The following is an 18,462-nucleotide window of genomic DNA, read 5'->3' as shown; positions in this document are numbered from 1 at the left end:
CCTACCAAATCATGCCCCCGTGCGACAGAGATGTAACATCTTTAAGTAAGAAGAGTCTAATTGCATTTCATTAGCATATGATAATTTCAATATTTAAATAGCATGGCAACCATTTCATGTCCAGCGCCGATAGTCCAGAACAAAACAGTATCTCCACGTTTAATTCGACCATGCTTAATACCTTCATAAAGACAAATAAATGGGCTACTTGTAGTTGTGTAGCCATATTCATCTCCTACATAAACAATTTTCTCTTCTCGGATATTAAAGTGTTTTTGTATTTTTTTAATATTCGATAAAGCAAATTGTGAAAAACAAAATGCATCAACATTATCAATCTTTAATTGGTTGCTTTCTAAAAGGTTTTCAATCATTTCACAAGCTACAGGAATCGCCATTGCCCCATCGAATGGTAAAAATTCGATATGCTCTACATTTCCAATAGTTTGTGAAAATCCTTTTTGAGGATATACAATATTATCTTTATTCGTTGAATCTACTTCATACAAGGCATCAATAAATCCAGTATTTTCATCTGTTTTTTCTAAAATTACTGCAGAAGCCGCATCAGCAAAATTAGCGTATGTAATTTCTTGTTCTGGATTTGAAATCAAACTATTTGCATCAGAACCAACTACCAACGCTTTCTTTACACGAGGGTTCGACATCATATATCGTGAAGTTGTTTCAACAGCAAGTGTCATACCTGCACAATTAGCATTACTATCAAAAATGATTGTATTATTTTTTGCCCCAATAGCTTCATGGACATACATAGCATTAGTAGGTAAAGTACGTTCTGGGACTTGTGTAGAAAATACAATCATGTCAATATCTTTTCCTTCTAATTGAGCTTTCTCTAATACTCGTTTAGCAGCTTCAATCCCCATTGTAATCGTGTTTTCTTGTTTATTATCAATGATATATCGGTCTTTTCTTCCCATCACCTCTAAGAAATGACCGATATTTTTCCCTTGTTTCTGAAAATGCTCGATATAAAAGTCGTTTGTTACTACATTCTCTGGATGATAAACCGCTACTTCTTTAATCATGATGTTTGGCAATTGCATATTTTATAATGCTCCCTTTTTAATGATACGTAAATCATTTGATGTAAAAAATTTTATTAATCAAAAATTTTATCACGGAAATGAAGAAAGAATTCAGAAAGAGTTTGATACCAAGAAGGAAAGAACTCTCGTCTGAAGGGGCTTGTTCTACTGCACTAAGTAAGAATCTTCACGCTTAAGCTAAAAAAACTAAACAAGAGCCTACCAGTGGCCCTCGTTTAGTAATACTAAGCTTCCTCTACTACTTCTGCCTGAGTAAGATCAATACTTCGTGCAATTCTTGATAATTGCATTTTTAAAATTGAATTTCCCTTAATAGTATATATAATTTTTTTGAATCCTGTCTCTTTATACATTTTCATAACTTCTGTTAGATTTTGGCTCATCTCTTGTGTTAGTACCTTCATATCAGTACAGTCTACAAACAATTCATATTCTGAACCATTAATAGGACCAATTTTAGATTGATAATCACTAACAAACAACTCTGCATCTGCCATCGTCATTTGCCCCGCTACTGTCATATTTACTATTTTCTTAGCTGAGTTTACTGAAATAGTTGTTTTTTTCATAGTTGATAATCTCCTTTATAATGTAATATTCAAATTTTTATTATATCAAAATATTTAACTTCTGACAGTGAAAAGAAAATTATTCAATAAATTTTAATATTTGTCGAATTAAATATACTTTTTCTGCTTCAAGAACTTACAAGAGCATTGTTTATAAAAAACAAAGTGAAATTAGTCGTAATATAACAGTTTTTAAGCAAAAATAGAGGGCAAGAGTCCGGTGCAATACCAAACCCTAGCCCATGGAAGCTGCTAAATACCTTATTTAACTTTGATATAGTAGCACCACCTAATATGCAAAATCTTAAAAGCACTTCATTATTTGAGCTTAGATAATGCATATTCTGGTATCTCATCCTTTTGAACTTCCTCCCAGTATTGTCCTGAGCTTCCCTGTGCATACATTCTTAAATAGGCATCTGGGCGTAGTTCTCTATCCGTGACTCTGACAATTTTTTGTTTCTTTCCATCCTCAGTGTAACCTGTAAAGGTATAGCGGTAATTTCCATTCCAAAGCTTTTTATAATTGTCTGATTTAGTTTTTACATAATGGGCCTTATATTCGTCGTCTACTATTCCATCAATTGTTGGCTTGAGCCCAATCGTTGTATTTTCAAAGTAAACTATCCCAATAATACCCAATATAACTATACCAGTGATAATAGAAATCCATTTTTTCATCTATAACCCGCTCGCCTTCTCAAGTAATTTACCTTCTAATCACATTCTATAAAAACAAAGAAGGGAGAGAAATTGATTCTACTTACAATTCCCTTACAACACTGTAAGGTTAATGGTGCTTTTTAATCTTCCATCTGTCTATATAGCAATCTTAATCCAATATTTTTCTTGGTATTTTTAGGAGTGCTAGTAATTGATCTCTTTCTACCAAATTAACGAACATTACGATATAAAAACAACCAAGCAGAAATAGCAACTAATAATACTGCCCATGAAAACTGAACCACTAGTCCCAACCATTTGTCCAGATAGATACTTACTGTAGGTATATAAAATAGATTCATTGTAGCAAGAGTTGGTAGAAATTTTGCCACTTTAGATATTATAAACAGCATCTCACCAAGTCCCACAATAAGCGGGAGCATAATAGCAATCGGTATTATCATTGATTTTGTCATTATAGATAAGGTAGAGACAATCCAGGCTAATAGGGTCCAACTAAGTAAGCCAAGAGAAACACTTCCAATTACCTCTAACATGTGACCACTTGTCCAATCAATATCATGTTGAAATGAAAGAACAATAAAACTAAGTATACTCGAAATAACACCGGTAATTACTACGATGATTGTAATGTTCATAAACTTCGTACATAATAATTTTATTCTTGCTGGTTGTGTAAGAAGTGTTGTCCTTAGAGCAGAGTGCGCATATTCTTGTCCAAAATACCCTGCACTGGCAACAACAATTCCAAGTTGCCCTAAATAAAGGGCTTGTAAGCAAAGAGAAAGTATCCCCTCTCCAACCATCTTTGATGTATCGGATATTAATAAATAGAGAATGGGAACGAAATTAGCACCCATTATACCTAAAACACACCAAACATAAGTAAAAAATTTTGTATTCTCACTACGGAGCACAGCGTACATTAATATTTTCCTCCTACATCTTTACGAATAAAAGTGTAATAAGAAGTTAACAAAGCTAACATCACCCATATCATCAGTACGATACCGCCTTTTAGTGGTTCATGATCAAGTACGTCTGTTGGTGTGGCAAAGAGAAGGTTACCTGCTGCCACCGGGAGATACTCCCCCCAGTCCCACCTTTGTGCTAAATAATTCCCGAGATTGAAAACCTGAGGAACTAAGAAAACTAGAGGTACAATGGCATTTCGAAAGAGCATTCCGATGCCAAAAGAAAGTAAGGTTAGTAAAATCCAATCGAGTGTTGAGAAACCAATAAACTGCCAAGCGATTGAACTTAATTTAATTGGATCTAGTCCTTGTTCTCCCAAGCTGAAATGCATAATGGATATGGTAGCAGCAATGGATAAAATTGATACAACTATACTGCATATCAATAGTGCAAGTACTTTTGACAAGAACACTTGAATACGATTACTTTGACTTAGTAACGTTGTACGTAATTCATGATGTTTAAATTCACTTGCCCCTATCATTCCTCCAAAGACAACAATCGGTAATATGCCAAATAATACGACTTCAAATCCTAGATAATCTACAGGTGGAATAGCTTCTGCCAATACATCAGGGTGAGTTTCTGGTGTTGCATCTAAACCAATTTGCACATAGCTCTTGGCAACTATTATTGCAAAAAGTGGTTGAACTACGACAACTAGAGCACATATTACCCACCACCCTTTACTTGAGCAAATCTTTATCAGTTCGGATTGTATGGTTTTATGAAATATTTTCATTTATTAGCCACCTTCTTCTGTAAGAGAGAAAAATACGTCTTCCAATGATTCCAGATTCTTCATTACATGTTGAAGCTCACCCTGCGCTATTATTTTTCCATGATGAATAATAACGACATCATCCGCTACAGCCTCCACTTCAGAGAGAATATGTGAGGACAACAGAACTGTTTTTCCCAAGTCTGCTTGCTGTCGAATAAACTTTCTAAACCAGCGAATACCTGTTGGATCAAGTCCATTGGTTGGTTCATCTAGAACGAGGTATTGTGGGTCCCCGAGAAGTGCTGCAGCAAGCCCAAGTCGCTGCCCTTCCCCTAACGATAAAGTTCCCAGCCTAGCTTTGCCTTTATCTGATAAACCGATTATTTTCAATACATCAGATACTCGACTGAATGGAATTCCGTTACTTTGTGCGATGATTTTCAGATGCGTTAATACCTTTCTAGAAACATTACCACCAATACCGTCAAATGCCGCTCCTACCACTTTCAACGGAGTATCAAGTGATACATATTTTCTGCCACCAAATGTTGCCGTTCCTGTTGAACGATCAAGTCCTAATAAAATACGTAGTGTTGAGCTCTTTCCTGCACCATTTGGTCCAAGAAAAGCTGTGATTCTCCCTTGTTTCGCTTCGAATGATACGTCTTTTAAAATATCTTTTTCCCCATGTTGCTTACATAATTTCGATATAACAATATCGTTCTTACTATTCGTCAATATAAATTCTCCCCTCGAAATAATAGTAGTCACAGTTAACACAAGTTTCGTTTCATAATTAGAGCCTCAACATAATTGAAACCAACTAGAAATTGATAATCTAGTTGGTTTCATATTACTTTATCTTTATAGCTATCTTTCTCTTATGTAATAATCTGCATGTTATATGTAACTTTTGAAGATTATCTTGTATTAATAAAGGAATACAGGGTGAGGGAGCTTTATTATTATATTACTGTTTGGTATGGGTAGAAGTATTCCTTATAGACCGTTTTTGTGGTATTCTTGTCCCAGTATTCTCCTATTAAATTGGGAATTGGACAGGACAACCTTCTTTCTACCTAAAAAGGAGTTCTCTGTCCTTTTGAACTAAATTAATCAACCTACTGCCTAAGCAAGGATTTCTTCATCTAGAAATAACCACTTTTGATATATTCCACATCATGTCTGACTACATTACATCATTTTTCGTTTATAGAGCACCCTTACATCAATACAATTTACCATTATCAAGGGAGTGATACGATGGTACTAAAAGTTGCTATTTGTGATGATGATCCTATCATTACAAAAGCTATCGAAGAATTAATGTTAGAATATGATTCCTCGTTATTTGATATCGATATATTCTACAACCCATTTCGTTTAATTGAATTCCTTAAAGAAAGTACATATGATTTGTTTATTTTAGATATGGAGTTTCCTAATTTATCAGGGTTAGACATTGCCGAGACTATTAGAAAGAGTAATTATACTTGTCCAATTATCTTTATTACTAGTTTCAAAGAATATATGGAAAAGGCTTTTAAAGTGAACACATTTGATTACCTGTTAAAGCCAGTAACAAAAGACAAAGTATATCCTGCCTTGATTCGCGCTATCAAATATTTAGATTTAGATGATTCAAAATTTACGTTTACTTTTAACAAAGTGTTTTACAGTCTTTCGTTTAGCGAAATCGTTTACTTTGAAAAAAATAAAAGGAAAGTACTTATTTACACACCTACTGATACATTTGAAACGCTTCAATCAACCAGAGACCTCTTATCCAAAGTTAATGATAATTTTGTTCAGGTCCACACCTCGTTTATTGTAAACGTGAGGTATGTTAAACAAATTAGCAATAATACGATCATCGCTAATTTAAATGAGAAGGAAACTATTGAAATACCAATGAGTCGTAAGTTTGTGGATAGTGCTAAAAAGAAGATTTTGATGAAGTTAAGAGACTTAATATACTAAATGACATTATTAAACTTTACTATTTTTATCTGCATTGTTACTCTTTGTCACAGGAGGGGAAGGTATGGTTTTAATAATATTACTAATGGTTGTAGCTGTTCTAGTCGGAATTGTTCTACAAAAGTATATATTTAAGAGTCCTAAAAATATTTTTCTCTTCATGGCAATATTTTCTATACCAATCTTATCCATCCTTTCGTTAACTACTTCTGTATCGCAAGTTCAATTTATTAATCATCAAAATGTTATTTCTATATTTATTACTGCATTTATTGTCTATATGAATATTTGTATACTATTTCTTTATTTATCGCTCAGAAATTATTATGGAAAACTGGAAAAAACGACAACTCAAAAAGAAGTATTTAAATCGGAATTGAAATTCTTTAAAGAACTAAAGGAATCACAATCTAAACTATATTCCATGAAGCATGACTTAAAAAATCAATACGTAATTCTATTAGGGATGTTAAGTCAAGGAGATATTGCTGGAGCTGAAAAATATCTTCAAAATTCCATACAGAAAATCGATCACAACGATTATTTTTTTACCAATAACTATGTGTTAAACTATCTTCTTAATGAAAAAGTGTCTATTGCTAAAAGCAATGGAATTATATTAAACGTGAAATCTTTCCTTCCAGAAAAAATCAAGTTAGATACGGATATTTTTGCAGTTGTACTAGGAAATTTAATCGATAATTCTATGAATGCAGTCTTACGTTTACCCGATCCCAAGGAAAATGACATATCACTTCTGATTAAGCACTTTGATAATAACCTACTTATAGAAATATCAAATGTATTTGATACCGCAGAGCTTCATACTCGAAAGAATAGAAGACTCGAAGGAATAGGAATTAAAAATGTGAAAAAAATTGTGGAAGAGCATGGTGGCATTTATAATCAATGGATTCAGGATAATAAGTATATCGTAAGTATTCTTTTACTTAATGCATATGAAAAAGAAGATGGAGAATAGAATAGACGAATAGGCTAACTTCTACTAGGAAAACACTGTGTTAAATTGTTTTTTCCATACAAGTAATTCATTATACTTAGTCATAAGAAATGAAAAAAGGGGGGCATCTCACAAGTTCAGTGAACTTGTGAGACACCTCCTTTAATTTACCTCAATGTATGCAAAATGTTAGCATTTCACTCTCATCTTACATCAAAACCCACTTATATCAAGGGTTGAGACAGCTGATTACATCATGCCGCCCATACCACCCATATCCGGCATTCCGCCACCAGCATTCTCTTCAGGAATGTCAGCTACCACAGCTTCAGTAGTTAGGAACATAGCCGCTACAGATGCAGCATTTTGTAATGCAGAACGAGTAACTTTAGTTGGGTCAACGATACCAGTGTCAACCATGTTTACCCACTCACCAGTTGCAGCGTTGAAACCAACACCTACTGCTTCGCCTTTTAGACGTTCAACAATGACAGATCCTTCTAGACCAGCATTGTGAGCGATTTGACGAACTGGCTCTTCTAGTGCACGAAGAACGATTTTTGCTCCAGTTGCTTCGTCACCTTCAAGAGCAAGATCAGCAACTTTGTTGTATACGTTCACTAGTGCAGTACCACCACCAGCTACGATACCTTCTTCAACTGCTGCGCGAGTTGAGTTTAGAGCGTCTTCGATACGAAGTTTGCGTTCTTTTAGTTCTGTTTCAGTTGCAGCACCAACTTTGATTACTGCTACACCGCCAGCTAATTTAGCAAGACGTTCTTGTAATTTTTCTTTATCGAATTCAGAAGTAGTTTCTTCTGCCTGTGCACGAATTTGAGATACACGAGAAGTGATTGCTTCTGGGTTACCAGCACCTTCTACAATTGTAGTGTGTTCTTTTGTAACGACAACTTTAGAAGCTGTACCTAATTGTTCGATAGAAGCTGTCTTAAGCTCAAGACCTAGGTCTTCTGTAATTACTTGACCACCAGTTAAGATAGCAATATCTTCTAGCATTGCTTTACGACGGTCACCAAATCCTGGTGCTTTAACCGCTACAGCGTTAAATGAGCCACGTAGTTTGTTTAATACTAATGTTGCAAGAGCTTCCCCTTCAACATCTTCCGCAATTAGTAATAATGATTTACCTTGTTGAACAACTTGTTCAAGTACAGGTAAAATTTCTTGGATAGAGCTGATTTTCTTATCTGTAATTAAGATATAAGGATTTTCTAGAACAGCTTCCATTTTATCTTGGTCTGTTACCATGTATGGAGAAGCATATCCACGGTCAAATTGCATACCTTCTACTACTTCAAGTTCAGTAGTAAATCCTTTTGATTCCTCAATTGTGATAACACCGTCGTTACCTACGCGTTCCATTGCTTCCGCGATTAGGTTACCTACTTCATCATCAGCAGATGAAATTGCAGCAACTTGTGCAATAGATTCTTTTCCTTCGATTGGTTTAGAGATTGCTTGTAGTTCTTGTACTGCTGATGCTACAGCTTTTTCAATACCACGACGGATACCCACAGGGTTTGCACCTGAAGTTACGTTCTTAAGTCCTTCGCGGATCATTGCTTGTGCTAGAACTGTTGCAGTTGTTGTACCATCCCCTGCAACATCATTTGTTTTAGAAGCAACTTCGGATACTAATTTAGCACCCATATTTTCGAAAGCATCTTCTAATTCAATTTCTTTTGCAATCGTTACACCGTCGTTCGTGATTAGTGGTGAACCGAATTTTTTATCTAACACAACGTTACGACCTTTAGGTCCTAATGTTACTTTTACAGCATTTGCTAATGTATCTACTCCGCGTAGCATTGCGCTACGTGCGTCTTCACTAAATTTAATTTCTTTAGCCATTGAAATGCCCTCCTCAAAGTTATGTTTATTTTAACGATTAATATAATGTAATTATTGAACTACTGCTAAAATATCACTTTCACGTAGAATTAAGTATTCTTTTCCATCGTATTTCACTTCTGTTCCAGCAAATTTAGAGAAGATAATACGATCTCCTTCTGAAACTTCTAGTGCAACTCTTTCTCCACTGTCCGTTACGCGGCCAGTACCTACTGCAACGATGCGACCTTCTTGTGGTTTTTCCTTTGCAGAGTCTGGAAGCACGATACCGCTTGCAGTTTTTTCCTCTTGTTCAACAAGCTCGATTACTACACGATCTCCTAGTGGTTTAATCATGAAGAAAACCTCCTTAATTCTTTTTACTTAATATTTTGTTATGTTTGTTAGCACTCTCGATGTTTGAGTGCTAATTCCAATTATTATAATAAATAATTTCACTTGTTTTTGCAAGTATCGTGTCACCAATTTTTAATTTTTTCTTGTCCAAGATGATTCTATTATAATGTACAGCTTGAATATGATAAAATACACAAGAATTGTTTTTGACTATTCATTATAAAATATGTAGAAATAAGGAGCTGAAAGCAATTGCCAAATCGGTACTGGTGGGTGATCCTTTCCTATATCATCATGCAGCTTTCCGTTATAGTAGCTTTACCCATCATTAAACAAATCTTTCCTAACTATGTACTCGAAGCTACCATCTACTATCAAATAATCAGTTTTGCAATAGGAGTAATTATTGTATTAATCTTAATGAAGCCAGATATGAAAATGGCTCAAACAAGAAATAGGTTCAATAGTGAAATGGTAATCTGGTCTATTCTTGGTGTCTTTATGGCTTATTTTGCGCAAGCAATCGCTGTGATGATTGAGACATTTGTACTTGGTATAGAGCCAGGTTCCGAAAATACACAAGGTATCATGGAAATTACACGTACCGTTCCACTATTTGCTATCGTACCAGCAATTTTTGCACCTATTTTGGAAGAAGTTATCTTCAGAAAAATAATTTTCGGTTCTATCTATAAACGTTCAAACTTCTTTATAGCCGCTTTACTATCGGCCTTTATCTTTGGGATTATCCACGGTGAAGTAGAACATATATTAATCTATACTTCAATGGGGTTTGTATTTGCCTTTTTATATGTGAAGACGAAGCGTATCTTAGTTCCGATTCTTGTACATATGACGTTAAATACCATGTCCGTAATTCTACAATATTCCGTTGACCCAGAAGAGATAGAAAAAATCCAGCAACAATGGAATCAGATGCAAATGATTTTAATCGGAGGTTAGTAATTGATGAGAGTTAGTCCTAGAACAATGGCACTATTATACTTTGCCTTAAGTATCTTATTCATATTCGGAGCCATTCAATATGCCGAGGAGACGGTTTGGAACTTCCTTACTATTTTCTTAGCTTTTATAGCTACATTAGATATTATGGCAGGAATACGATATTTACGTTTTCATTATAAACTTAAAAAGTTAAAATAAACTTTTTAATAAAAATTTATTTTAACTAATTCTGTTGAAATTTTATTAGACCGATAAAGGGAGAAATTTAATTGGTTTATCATTTGAAGACAAGTTCATCAGATATGAAAGAATTTATTACTAAACTGAAAAAAAAGATTTCAGAGATAGTTAGCGATGATTTGATTGGTATCTATATTCACGGTTCTTTAGCTATGGGAGGATTTAATCCAAGTAGCAGTGATATTGATGTATTGGTTGTTACAAAAGAGTCGATTACGATTGAAACTAAAAGAAAGTTAGCAAAGCTCTTCTTAGATTATTCTGGTACTCCATTCCCTATTGAGATTAGTTTCCTGAATACGAAACAATTAAAAGTGTGGCAACACCCTTGCCCATTTGATTTTCATTATAGTGAATTTTGGAGAGAACGATATACAAACGATTTATTGAGTGGAACAAACAAATTTTTGAATGATGATGTTAATACTGATGTGGATTTAGCAGCTCATATTACTATCACTAATAAAAGAGGAATTTGTATTTATGGTCAATCCATTGAAAATGTTTTCCCTATAATTCCTGCCTCAGATTATCTATCATCCATTATGGCTGATTTCAAGGACTGTTTAGAAAACATGGAAGAGGATCCTATTTACTGTACGCTAAATATGATTAGAGTTTATTGGTACTTATTAGAAGAAGTTATTTCTTCAAAACAAGAAGCTGGTAACTGGGGCTTATCTACATTTCCCAAAGAGTTGAACAACACTGTTAAAAAAGTGGTTGAATATTACTCAAACGATAAAGATAGTTATGTTTTCGAGAAAGATGAACTTGTACTGTTGAAAAATTACATTTCAAATAATGTAGATGAGTTATTAGCTAAAAATGGAACTTCTTAATACCGAAAGTCCCTTGCTCTGTTAAAAAAATCAACATTATCGTTTTTACATAGCTACTAAAAAAGAAGAGGAGGCCTAATGCGCCTCTTCTTTCGTTGTATTATCTAACGGATAATGTTTTAAGAAGTAAACTAACGCTTGTAACTCAATTGCTAGATCAATATGGTGTACTCGAACATCATCAGGTACCGTAATACGAGCAGGTGTAAAGTTTAGAATACCTTTAATTCCTTTTGAAACCAAGCGTTCCGTTATACGATCCGCTTCTACAGCTGGAATTGTTAAAATCGCTACCTTCACATTTCCAATCTTATCTTCCAATTCGTCAATATGATAAATTGGAACCCCACCAATTTCAGTTCCTGCCTTGTTTGGATCCGCATCAAATGCAAGCATTATTTTGGTATTGTTGTTTTTCATAAAATTATAATTTAAAAATGCAGTTCCTAAATTACCGACACCTATTAAGGCTACAGCTGTAATCTCGTCTTGATCCAATGTCTTTCTGAAAAAGCCTAATAAGTATTCCACATTATACCCATAACCCTTTTTTTCCAAGAGCTCCGAAATAAGAGAAGTCTCTTCTAATAGTTGCAGAATCCACCTTCACGGCATCACTTAATTCCTTAGATGACACACGGGTTTTTCCTTGTAACTGTAAATTATTCAAAAAGCGGTAATATAATGGGAGTCGTTTTGCAGTAGCTTGTGGAATTTTATTTTGATCCAAACCGATTTCCTCCTTACCTATCCATGCTAGCTTACCATATTTTAGAAAAACCGTATTCGCTTGTCCTTTTGCGAATGCGCTCGTTTTTCTTATGCAGGCGAGAAAGATTTTTATACTTTCCTATCTGCCTAAAAAATCTAGTCCTATAGAGGTACGTTTCCTATTAATTGTATTTTAACAGATTATTCTTGATAAGTCGTGATTATTTTCACAAGTCTACAATAATATTGCCCGTAAACCTACTTATAGGATAAACTTAAACTACTAGAGGTGACATATATGATAATCATGCAATTAAATGATTTATCCAAATCATTTGGTGCCGAAGAAATATTAGCGAATATAAAAATAGAAATAAAAGATAAAGATAGAATAGCAATTGTTGGTCGTAATGGAGCAGGTAAATCTACATTATTAAAAATCATGGCTGGAGAAATGTCCTATGATAGTGGAGAGTTAATCAAACCGAAAGACCTTACCATAGGTTATCTATCCCAGCATACCGGCTTAGAATCCAACAATTCCATATGGAATGAGATGTTGGAAGTATTTAAGGATCTCCTTCAGCAAGAGAAGAAGCTACGTGAAATGGAAACTAAAATGGCTGACGTTAATCAATTAGAGCCTAGCGAAGCTTCTAAACTCTTAACAGAGTATGATCGTTTACAACAGGAGTTTGAAACCAACGGTGGCTATAGCTATGAATCCGAGATAAAAGCGGTTCTTTCTGGTTTAAGCTTCCTTGATTACGATGATCAGACTCCAATTAATGAATTAAGTGGTGGTCAAAAGACACGTCTAGCACTTGGTAAACTATTACTAAAAAAGCCTAACCTACTCATTCTAGATGAACCTACCAACCATTTAGATATCGAAACGCTAACATGGCTGGAAAAATATTTAACAGGTTATCCTGGAGCGGTAGTCATTGTATCACATGATCGATACTTTTTAGATAAGACGGTCTCTATTGTTTATGAAATATCTCGTCATCGTACAAAAAAATATCATGGGTCTTATAGTAATTTCCTAGATCAAAAAGCATTAAACTTCGAACAAGAGATGAAAGAGTTTGAAAAACAACAAACCGAGATTAAAAAACTAGAAGAATTCATTCAACGCAATATTGTACGAGCTTCCACAACTAAACGTGCACAAAGTAGAAGGAAGCAATTAGAAAAGATGGATAAAATGGATCGCCCTTTAGGGGATGAGTCCTCTGCTTCCATTACATTTGAAATTACGAAACGGACCGGAAATGATGTGGTAAAAATACATGATCTTTCCTTCCGCTATGATGCTAACACTCAACCTATTTTTGAAAATTTATCCCTTCATGTTAATCGTGGGGAAAGTATCGCCCTAGTAGGGCCAAATGGTGTTGGAAAAACCACTCTTCTTAAGAACATACTTGGGAAGCTTAAACCTGCAAGTGGAGAAATTCAGTTAGGGTCTAATGTTCAGATTGGCTATTATGATCAAGAGCAAGCTAATCTGAGTTCTCATAAAACCGTCCTGAATGAGTTATGGGATGAATATCCTTCTGTAAATGAAAAAGATATTCGAACAATACTCGGTAATTTTTTATTCTCTGGAGATGATGTTCTTAAGCCTGTCCAATCGCTTAGTGGTGGTGAAAAGGCTCGTCTAGCTCTTGCTAAGCTGCGAATGCAGAAGGCAAATCTTCTTATCCTTGACGAACCTACGAACCATTTAGATATTGATAGTAAAGAGGTCCTAGAGGCGGCTCTAATTGATTTTCCAGGAACGATTATATTCGTCTCCCATGACCGCTACTTTATCAATAAAATTGCTGATAAAGTTGTTGAAATGCAACAGGAAGGTGCGACTGTTTATTTAGGGGATTATGATTACTATGTAGAGAAAAAACAAGAAGAAGAGGAAATTCAACGTCTTGAGGCTGAAAAAGTGCAGCCTACTGTATCGAATGAAAAGAAGTTGAGCTTTAAGGAAGAGAAAAAGCGTCAAAGTGAACAGCGAAAGCGCGAACGACTAATAGCTAAACTAGAAGAAGATATCGAAAAACTCGAAGAAGAGCTGGCTTTTATAGAGGAAAAAATGACCGAACCGGATGTATATGAAAACCATGAAGTTGCATTGGAATATACAACAAAGAGCAATGATGTCAAACAGCAGATTGAAAATTTGATGGAAGAATGGTCGTTACTTCAGGAAGAAGAATAAATTGATGAGGCAGGTTGTAGAATTACAACCTGCTTTTTAGTTTTAAAACTTTATAACAGATTATCCACAGTAAATAGGACTTATAATTACTTGTTTTATAGGTTATTAACAAAGTTATACACATTACCCACATATGATATTCTAGTTATCCACAATTTTTATCAACAATTAAAACACTAATACAATACTAGATACAAAAAAATACCCACAAGCCTGTGGATATTTTATCGTAATGTTAGAGATGGGTTCGCATTCAGGTCCATTGCTGAACGTCTACCTTGTTCATAATTGATTGTCCCAGCAGCAGCAATCATTGCCGCATTATCTGTACACAACTTTAATGGCGGGATTAATAATGGGATATCCGTTTCAGAAAACTTTGCTTCTAACTCCGCTCTGAGCCCCTTATTAGCTGCAACCCCACCAGCAACGATTACTTGCTTCACTTGATATTGTTTTGCTGCTTTCAATGTTTTCGTTGCTAATACTTCTACAACACTTGCTTGAAAGCTAGCCGCAATATCTTCCTGCTTCAGGGTTTCACCTTTTTGATTCGCGTTGTGGATTCTGTTAATAACTGCTGATTTTAATCCACTGAAACTAAAGTCATAACTATCTTCTTCTAACCATGCTCGAGGAAAATCGATTGTTACTTCTCCTTCAGCTGCTAGTCTGTCAATATGTGGACCACCCGGATATGGGAGGTTTAGCATTCTTGCTACCTTATCATATGCTTCTCCTGCTGCATCATCTCTAGTCTCACCTATTACTTCATAGTTACCATGCTCTTTCATTAAAACCAGCTCTGTGTGCCCACCAGAAACAATTAATGCCAATAGTGGAAACTGGAATTCCTCTTCTAAGCGATTGGCATAGATATGACCTGCGATATGATGTACTCCAATTAGTGGTTTTTGCTTTGCAAAGGCTAATGCTTTTGCAGCATTTACTCCAATTAGTAGTGCACCAACTAAACCTGGACCCTCTGTAACACTAACAGCATCAATGTCATCCCAGCTTAGTCCCGATTCCTCAAATGCTTCTTCTAAAACAATCGTAATCTGCTCAACATGGTGCCTTGAAGCAATTTCTGGCACTACTCCACCGAATCGTTTATGACTCTCAATCTGCGAGGCTACGACATTCGATATAATCTCTTTTCCATTTTTTACGATTGCAACGGCTGTTTCATCACAGCTTGTTTCAATTCCAAGTATATATGTATCCTTCATGTTAAATTCACCCACATCACTATAGCATCTTCATGATTATCCGTATAATACCCTTTCCGAATTCCTCCAGGTACTAGACCAAACTTCCGATACATTTTTTGTGCTACGATATTTGTTACCCTAACTTCTAATGATAATCGGCTTACTCCACGACCAATAGCAGTTTGTAATGCAAATTGGAATAACTTTTCTCCAAGTTTCATCCCCCGATATCCTGGAAGTATTGCGATATTTGTAATCTGTGCATCATCTAATACTATCCACATACCAACATAACCAATAATTTTTTGTTCTAATTCCATGACAAAGTAGAAAGCATGACGGTTCTCCGTAATTTCCTGTTTAAAAATATCCTCACTCCATGGGGAAGTAAAGGATGCTATCTCTACTAACATAACTTGTTGGATATCCTCTATTTCCATCTTTCGAATTGTAAGTTCAGCCATTCTAGTTATCCTTCTGCTGTTTCAGCCAATTTGCTTCAGCTTCTGCTAATCGTAAGTAATTCGGTGTAATTGTATGTGTATCTTCTGGATCCTTACCAGCTGCTGCAATGGCAATATCGCAAGGTCTTGGAGTATGATAAGTCATTTCAGGTATTATGGCATTGTCTCCTAGTCTTTCACGAATTATTTCAGCGTTCTTCTCAATATCTGGACTAATAAAAATTATTTTTTGATTAAACGTTGCTAATTTGTCTAGCCAGTCAGCAAATAAAGTATTTTGATCCTTTTCCACTAAATCAATATTACCTTCTCTACTTTCATATAAACCTGTGTATACTAGTCCCCTTCGCGCATCAAAGAATGGACAAATAAACGAATTAGAAAAATTAGCTCGGTAAGCAAGTACTTCTAAACTGGATACACCTACTATAGGAATGTTTAAAGACCATGCTAAAGTCTTAGCTGTCGTTAGCCCTATTCTTACCCCTGTGTATGATCCAGGTCCTTTTGATACTACAATTTTATCCAATTGATTTACGGATAAGTTTACATTTTCCATTAAATACTCAATAGCAGGCATTAATCTAACGGAATGGTTCTTCGCAATATTCGTTATGATTTCTCCTACCAGTTCCTTATCCTTTAAAATAGCGACACCTAAAGCTTGGTTAGATGTATCTATTGCAAGTGTATGCATCTATGTAACTCCTTTTATCATGACAATATCTGTCTTACAATGTTATGAAAATATTCCCCTATAGGTACAAATTCAATCACTCTAGATTGTTCCCCTTTATATCTAATTGTAATATCTAATCTCTCTTCTGGTAAATAATCTTCAATAAACTGTGCCCATTCCACAACGGAAACGCCATCACCATGGAAGTACTCATCAAAGCCAATATCTTCATCCGAACCTTCTAAACGATAGACATCCATATGGTAAAGTGGCATTCTACCCATGTACTCTTTTATGATGGTGAAGGTCGGGCTACTTAACGTTCTTGATATGCCTAAACCTGTCGCTATCCCTTTTGTAAATGTTGTTTTCCCAGCTCCTAAGTCACCTTCCAATGTTATCACATCACCAGGTTTCAGAAGGGAAGCTAGCTTCTCTGCAATAGATAGAGTTTCATCTACCGTACTAGCCTCCATTTTATACATTTCCATGTTATCACCTACTTAAGTGGTTGTACCCTTTTTTCTCTAATTGTTCTATTTTACCATTAATCCGTTTCAATAACACGTGCCCAGAAGCTTTAGGAGGTGTTACTAGACCAATATCTGTAACGAGCATATTCATTTTATCCGCTATTTCTTTAACAGTCATCCAATGTTTTTTCGGTACGGTACCAAGAATTTCATAATCTTCCCCACCAAATAATTTCCATTTAAACTGATATTCAAAAGGAAATTGCTTGAAAGCTGGGTGTATCGGTAACTTATCCTCATAAATTTCTATAGAAACACCTGAAGCCTGTGCAATTTCGTTTGCTTCACTTGCAATCCCATCACTGATATCATTTAAAGACAGTCTAGAAATACTCTCTAGCGCACACGAGAACTCTACCCTTGGTGTTGGCAATTGATGTCTCCGAATAAAGAATTCTTGTGCCAAATATTCACCTGGATTATTCAGAATATGTAATCCTGCTTGAGAATCTCCCAAAGTTCCAGTGGCAAATACAACATCGCCTTCCCTTGCCAAATTACGGTATCTTGCTTTTTCTTTATCTACATATCCTATTATCGTTACGGATACAACTAATTCTTTGCCCGCAACTGTATCTCCACCTATTAAATCCATCTTAAATTGATCTGCCAGACTTTTCATGCCAGTATATATTTTTAATATGTCTTCCATTAACCAATCTTTTGAAATGGTAATACCGACTAAATAAAATACCGGTTTTGCCCCCATTGCAGCCATATCACTAATATTTGCGGCTAAAGCCTTGTAACCAATTTGAAAAGGTGTCATCGTATGTTTTGCAAAATGGATGTTCTCGACGAACATATCTTTAGCTGTCACTACATCGTTCCCCATTGGAGAAAAGACTGCAGCATCGTCTCCAACACCTTTTGCAAGGGTGGACTGTCTATAATAATGTTGCTGTATTGATTCTATAAAAGAAAACTCATCCACTTAGATCACCATTCTTTCTATTATGGACTATATCCATGATAGCAAAAACAGTGGCCAGATACTATTGAATCAATCGATAAAATAAAAAAACATGATCATCTAAGAGATCATGTTTGTGTTTAATATATAATTTGTAAGTAAAGTGGCGGTCCGGACGGGACTCGAACCCGCGACCTCCTGCGTGACAGGCAGGCATTCTAACCAACTGAACTACCGGACCAATTTGGTTGCGGGGGCAGGATTTGAACCTACGACCTTCGGGTTATGAGCCCGACGAGCTACCAGACTGCTCCACCCCGCGATAATAAAAAGTATTTCTTTTGTTTTCTCACACCATTAAGAGTGTAAGTATTTTGATAGTGACCCCTGCATCTACAAGCATATTCGTAGAAGTGATTGCTTCGGGGTTACTCGTAGCGGACTCGGTAGATGTAATGCTTGTTGCTCCACCCCGCGGTAATATAAAAATATAGATTTTTAA

At 35.4% G+C, this 18,462-nt stretch carries 19 protein-coding genes, 2 tRNA genes and 1 pseudogene; 6 read left to right on the top strand and 16 right to left on the bottom strand.

Features of this window, described 5'->3' with window-relative positions; genetic code table 11:
- Positions 1–86: 86 nt before the first annotated feature.
- From G5W_RS0115370 to G5W_RS0115345, 6 genes are all read right to left on the bottom strand, one after another.
- Positions 87–1,064: a ketoacyl-ACP synthase III gene (locus tag G5W_RS0115370; RefSeq protein ID WP_029191161.1), complete on the bottom strand. Its 978-nt coding sequence runs from the start codon at positions 1,062–1,064 to the stop codon at positions 87–89.
- Between the two features lie 233 nt (positions 1,065–1,297).
- Positions 1,298–1,642, bottom strand: a complete 345-nt coding sequence (locus tag G5W_RS0115365) for a hypothetical protein (protein ID WP_010098040.1) — start codon at positions 1,640–1,642, stop codon at positions 1,298–1,300.
- A gap of 318 nt (positions 1,643–1,960) precedes the next feature.
- Complete coding sequence (locus G5W_RS22935; RefSeq protein ID WP_010098038.1) at positions 1,961–2,323, bottom strand: YxeA family protein; 363 nt, start codon at positions 2,321–2,323, stop codon at positions 1,961–1,963.
- A gap of 212 nt (positions 2,324–2,535) precedes the next feature.
- Positions 2,536–3,252, bottom strand: coding sequence for an ABC transporter membrane protein (locus G5W_RS0115355; protein ID WP_010098036.1), 717 nt, complete (start codon positions 3,250–3,252; stop codon positions 2,536–2,538).
- Complete coding sequence (locus G5W_RS0115350) at positions 3,252–4,043, bottom strand: ABC transporter permease (protein ID WP_010098035.1); 792 nt, start codon at positions 4,041–4,043, stop codon at positions 3,252–3,254. The genes G5W_RS0115355 and G5W_RS0115350 overlap by 1 nt, the downstream gene beginning before the upstream one ends.
- A 3-nt stretch (positions 4,044–4,046) precedes the next feature.
- The gene (locus G5W_RS0115345; protein ID WP_010098034.1) at positions 4,047–4,763 is read right to left on the bottom strand and encodes an ABC transporter ATP-binding protein; all 717 of its coding nucleotides are present in this window, start codon (positions 4,761–4,763) and stop codon (positions 4,047–4,049) included.
- Positions 4,764–5,288: 525 nt separating this feature from the next.
- Here G5W_RS0115345 and G5W_RS0115340 point away from each other — a divergent pair.
- Positions 5,289–6,005, top strand: coding sequence for a LytR/AlgR family response regulator transcription factor (locus G5W_RS0115340; protein WP_010098033.1), 717 nt, complete (start codon positions 5,289–5,291; stop codon positions 6,003–6,005).
- Positions 6,006–6,069: 64 nt separating this feature from the next.
- Positions 6,070–6,987, top strand: a complete 918-nt coding sequence (locus tag G5W_RS0115335; protein ID WP_010098031.1) for a sensor histidine kinase — start codon at positions 6,070–6,072, stop codon at positions 6,985–6,987.
- Positions 6,988–7,215: 228 nt separating this feature from the next.
- On the opposite strand, the gene groL is transcribed toward G5W_RS0115335, so the two are convergent.
- A complete protein-coding gene (gene groL, locus G5W_RS0115330) occupies positions 7,216–8,838 on the bottom strand; it encodes a chaperonin GroEL (RefSeq protein WP_010098030.1) in 1,623 nt (540 codons plus the stop codon).
- A gap of 51 nt (positions 8,839–8,889) precedes the next feature.
- Complete coding sequence (groES, locus tag G5W_RS0115325; RefSeq protein ID WP_010098028.1) at positions 8,890–9,174, bottom strand: co-chaperone GroES; 285 nt, start codon at positions 9,172–9,174, stop codon at positions 8,890–8,892.
- 252 nt (positions 9,175–9,426) lie between these two features.
- Here groES and G5W_RS0115320 point away from each other — a divergent pair, with 252 nt between their 5' ends.
- From G5W_RS0115320 to G5W_RS21330, 3 genes are all read left to right on the top strand, one after another.
- The gene (locus tag G5W_RS0115320; protein WP_010098026.1) at positions 9,427–10,137 is read left to right on the top strand and encodes a CPBP family intramembrane glutamic endopeptidase; all 711 of its coding nucleotides are present in this window, start codon (positions 9,427–9,429) and stop codon (positions 10,135–10,137) included.
- Between the two features lie 6 nt (positions 10,138–10,143).
- Positions 10,144–10,338, top strand: coding sequence for a YdiK family protein (locus G5W_RS0115315; RefSeq protein WP_010098024.1), 195 nt, complete (start codon positions 10,144–10,146; stop codon positions 10,336–10,338).
- A gap of 71 nt (positions 10,339–10,409) precedes the next feature.
- Positions 10,410–11,222, top strand: a complete 813-nt coding sequence (locus G5W_RS21330; RefSeq protein ID WP_010098022.1) for an aminoglycoside adenylyltransferase domain-containing protein — start codon at positions 10,410–10,412, stop codon at positions 11,220–11,222.
- Between the two features lie 75 nt (positions 11,223–11,297).
- On the opposite strand, the pseudogene G5W_RS22415 reads toward G5W_RS21330, so the two are convergent.
- Positions 11,298–11,952: pseudogene (locus tag G5W_RS22415) on the bottom strand (redox-sensing transcriptional repressor Rex).
- A gap of 279 nt (positions 11,953–12,231) precedes the next feature.
- Here G5W_RS22415 and G5W_RS0115300 point away from each other — a divergent pair.
- Positions 12,232–14,157: an ABC-F family ATP-binding cassette domain-containing protein gene (locus tag G5W_RS0115300; RefSeq protein ID WP_010098017.1), complete on the top strand. Its 1,926-nt coding sequence runs from the start codon at positions 12,232–12,234 to the stop codon at positions 14,155–14,157.
- Positions 14,158–14,381: 224 nt separating this feature from the next.
- Here the strand turns inward: G5W_RS0115300 and tsaD are convergent, their stop codons facing one another.
- The 7 genes from tsaD to G5W_RS0115265 all read right to left on the bottom strand — a co-directional run bounded on the left by tsaD (position 14,382) and on the right by G5W_RS0115265 (position 18,282).
- Complete coding sequence (tsaD, locus tag G5W_RS0115295) at positions 14,382–15,389, bottom strand: tRNA (adenosine(37)-N6)-threonylcarbamoyltransferase complex transferase subunit TsaD (protein ID WP_010098014.1); 1,008 nt, start codon at positions 15,387–15,389, stop codon at positions 14,382–14,384.
- Positions 15,386–15,835 (bottom strand): ribosomal protein S18-alanine N-acetyltransferase, encoded by a 450-nt coding sequence (rimI, locus tag G5W_RS0115290; protein WP_010098012.1) that lies wholly within the window; start codon positions 15,833–15,835, stop codon positions 15,386–15,388. The genes tsaD and rimI overlap by 4 nt, the downstream gene beginning before the upstream one ends.
- 1 nt (position 15,836) lies before the next feature.
- Positions 15,837–16,532 carry a tRNA (adenosine(37)-N6)-threonylcarbamoyltransferase complex dimerization subunit type 1 TsaB gene (tsaB, locus tag G5W_RS0115285; RefSeq protein ID WP_010098011.1) on the bottom strand — a complete coding sequence of 232 codons (696 nt, stop codon included), beginning with the start codon at positions 16,530–16,532 and terminating at the stop codon, positions 15,837–15,839.
- Positions 16,533–16,549: 17 nt separating this feature from the next.
- The gene (gene tsaE / locus G5W_RS0115280) at positions 16,550–17,005 is read right to left on the bottom strand and encodes a tRNA (adenosine(37)-N6)-threonylcarbamoyltransferase complex ATPase subunit type 1 TsaE (RefSeq protein ID WP_010098010.1); all 456 of its coding nucleotides are present in this window, start codon (positions 17,003–17,005) and stop codon (positions 16,550–16,552) included.
- 4 nt (positions 17,006–17,009) lie between these two features.
- A complete protein-coding gene (thiL, locus tag G5W_RS0115275) occupies positions 17,010–17,981 on the bottom strand; it encodes a thiamine-phosphate kinase (RefSeq protein ID WP_010098009.1) in 972 nt (323 codons plus the stop codon).
- A 143-nt stretch (positions 17,982–18,124) separates the two neighbouring features.
- Positions 18,125–18,201, bottom strand: a tRNA-Asp gene (locus G5W_RS0115270).
- Between the two features lie 4 nt (positions 18,202–18,205).
- Positions 18,206–18,282 (bottom strand) — tRNA-Met (locus G5W_RS0115265).
- Between the last annotated feature and the right edge of the window lie 180 nt (positions 18,283–18,462).

The organism is Ornithinibacillus scapharcae TW25, assembly GCF_000190475.1.
Lineage (GTDB): Bacteria > Bacillota > Bacilli > Bacillales > Amphibacillaceae > Ornithinibacillus > Ornithinibacillus scapharcae.
The sequence above is the reverse complement of the archived record's forward strand: the minus strand, read 5'-3'. Positions and strand labels throughout refer to the sequence as shown.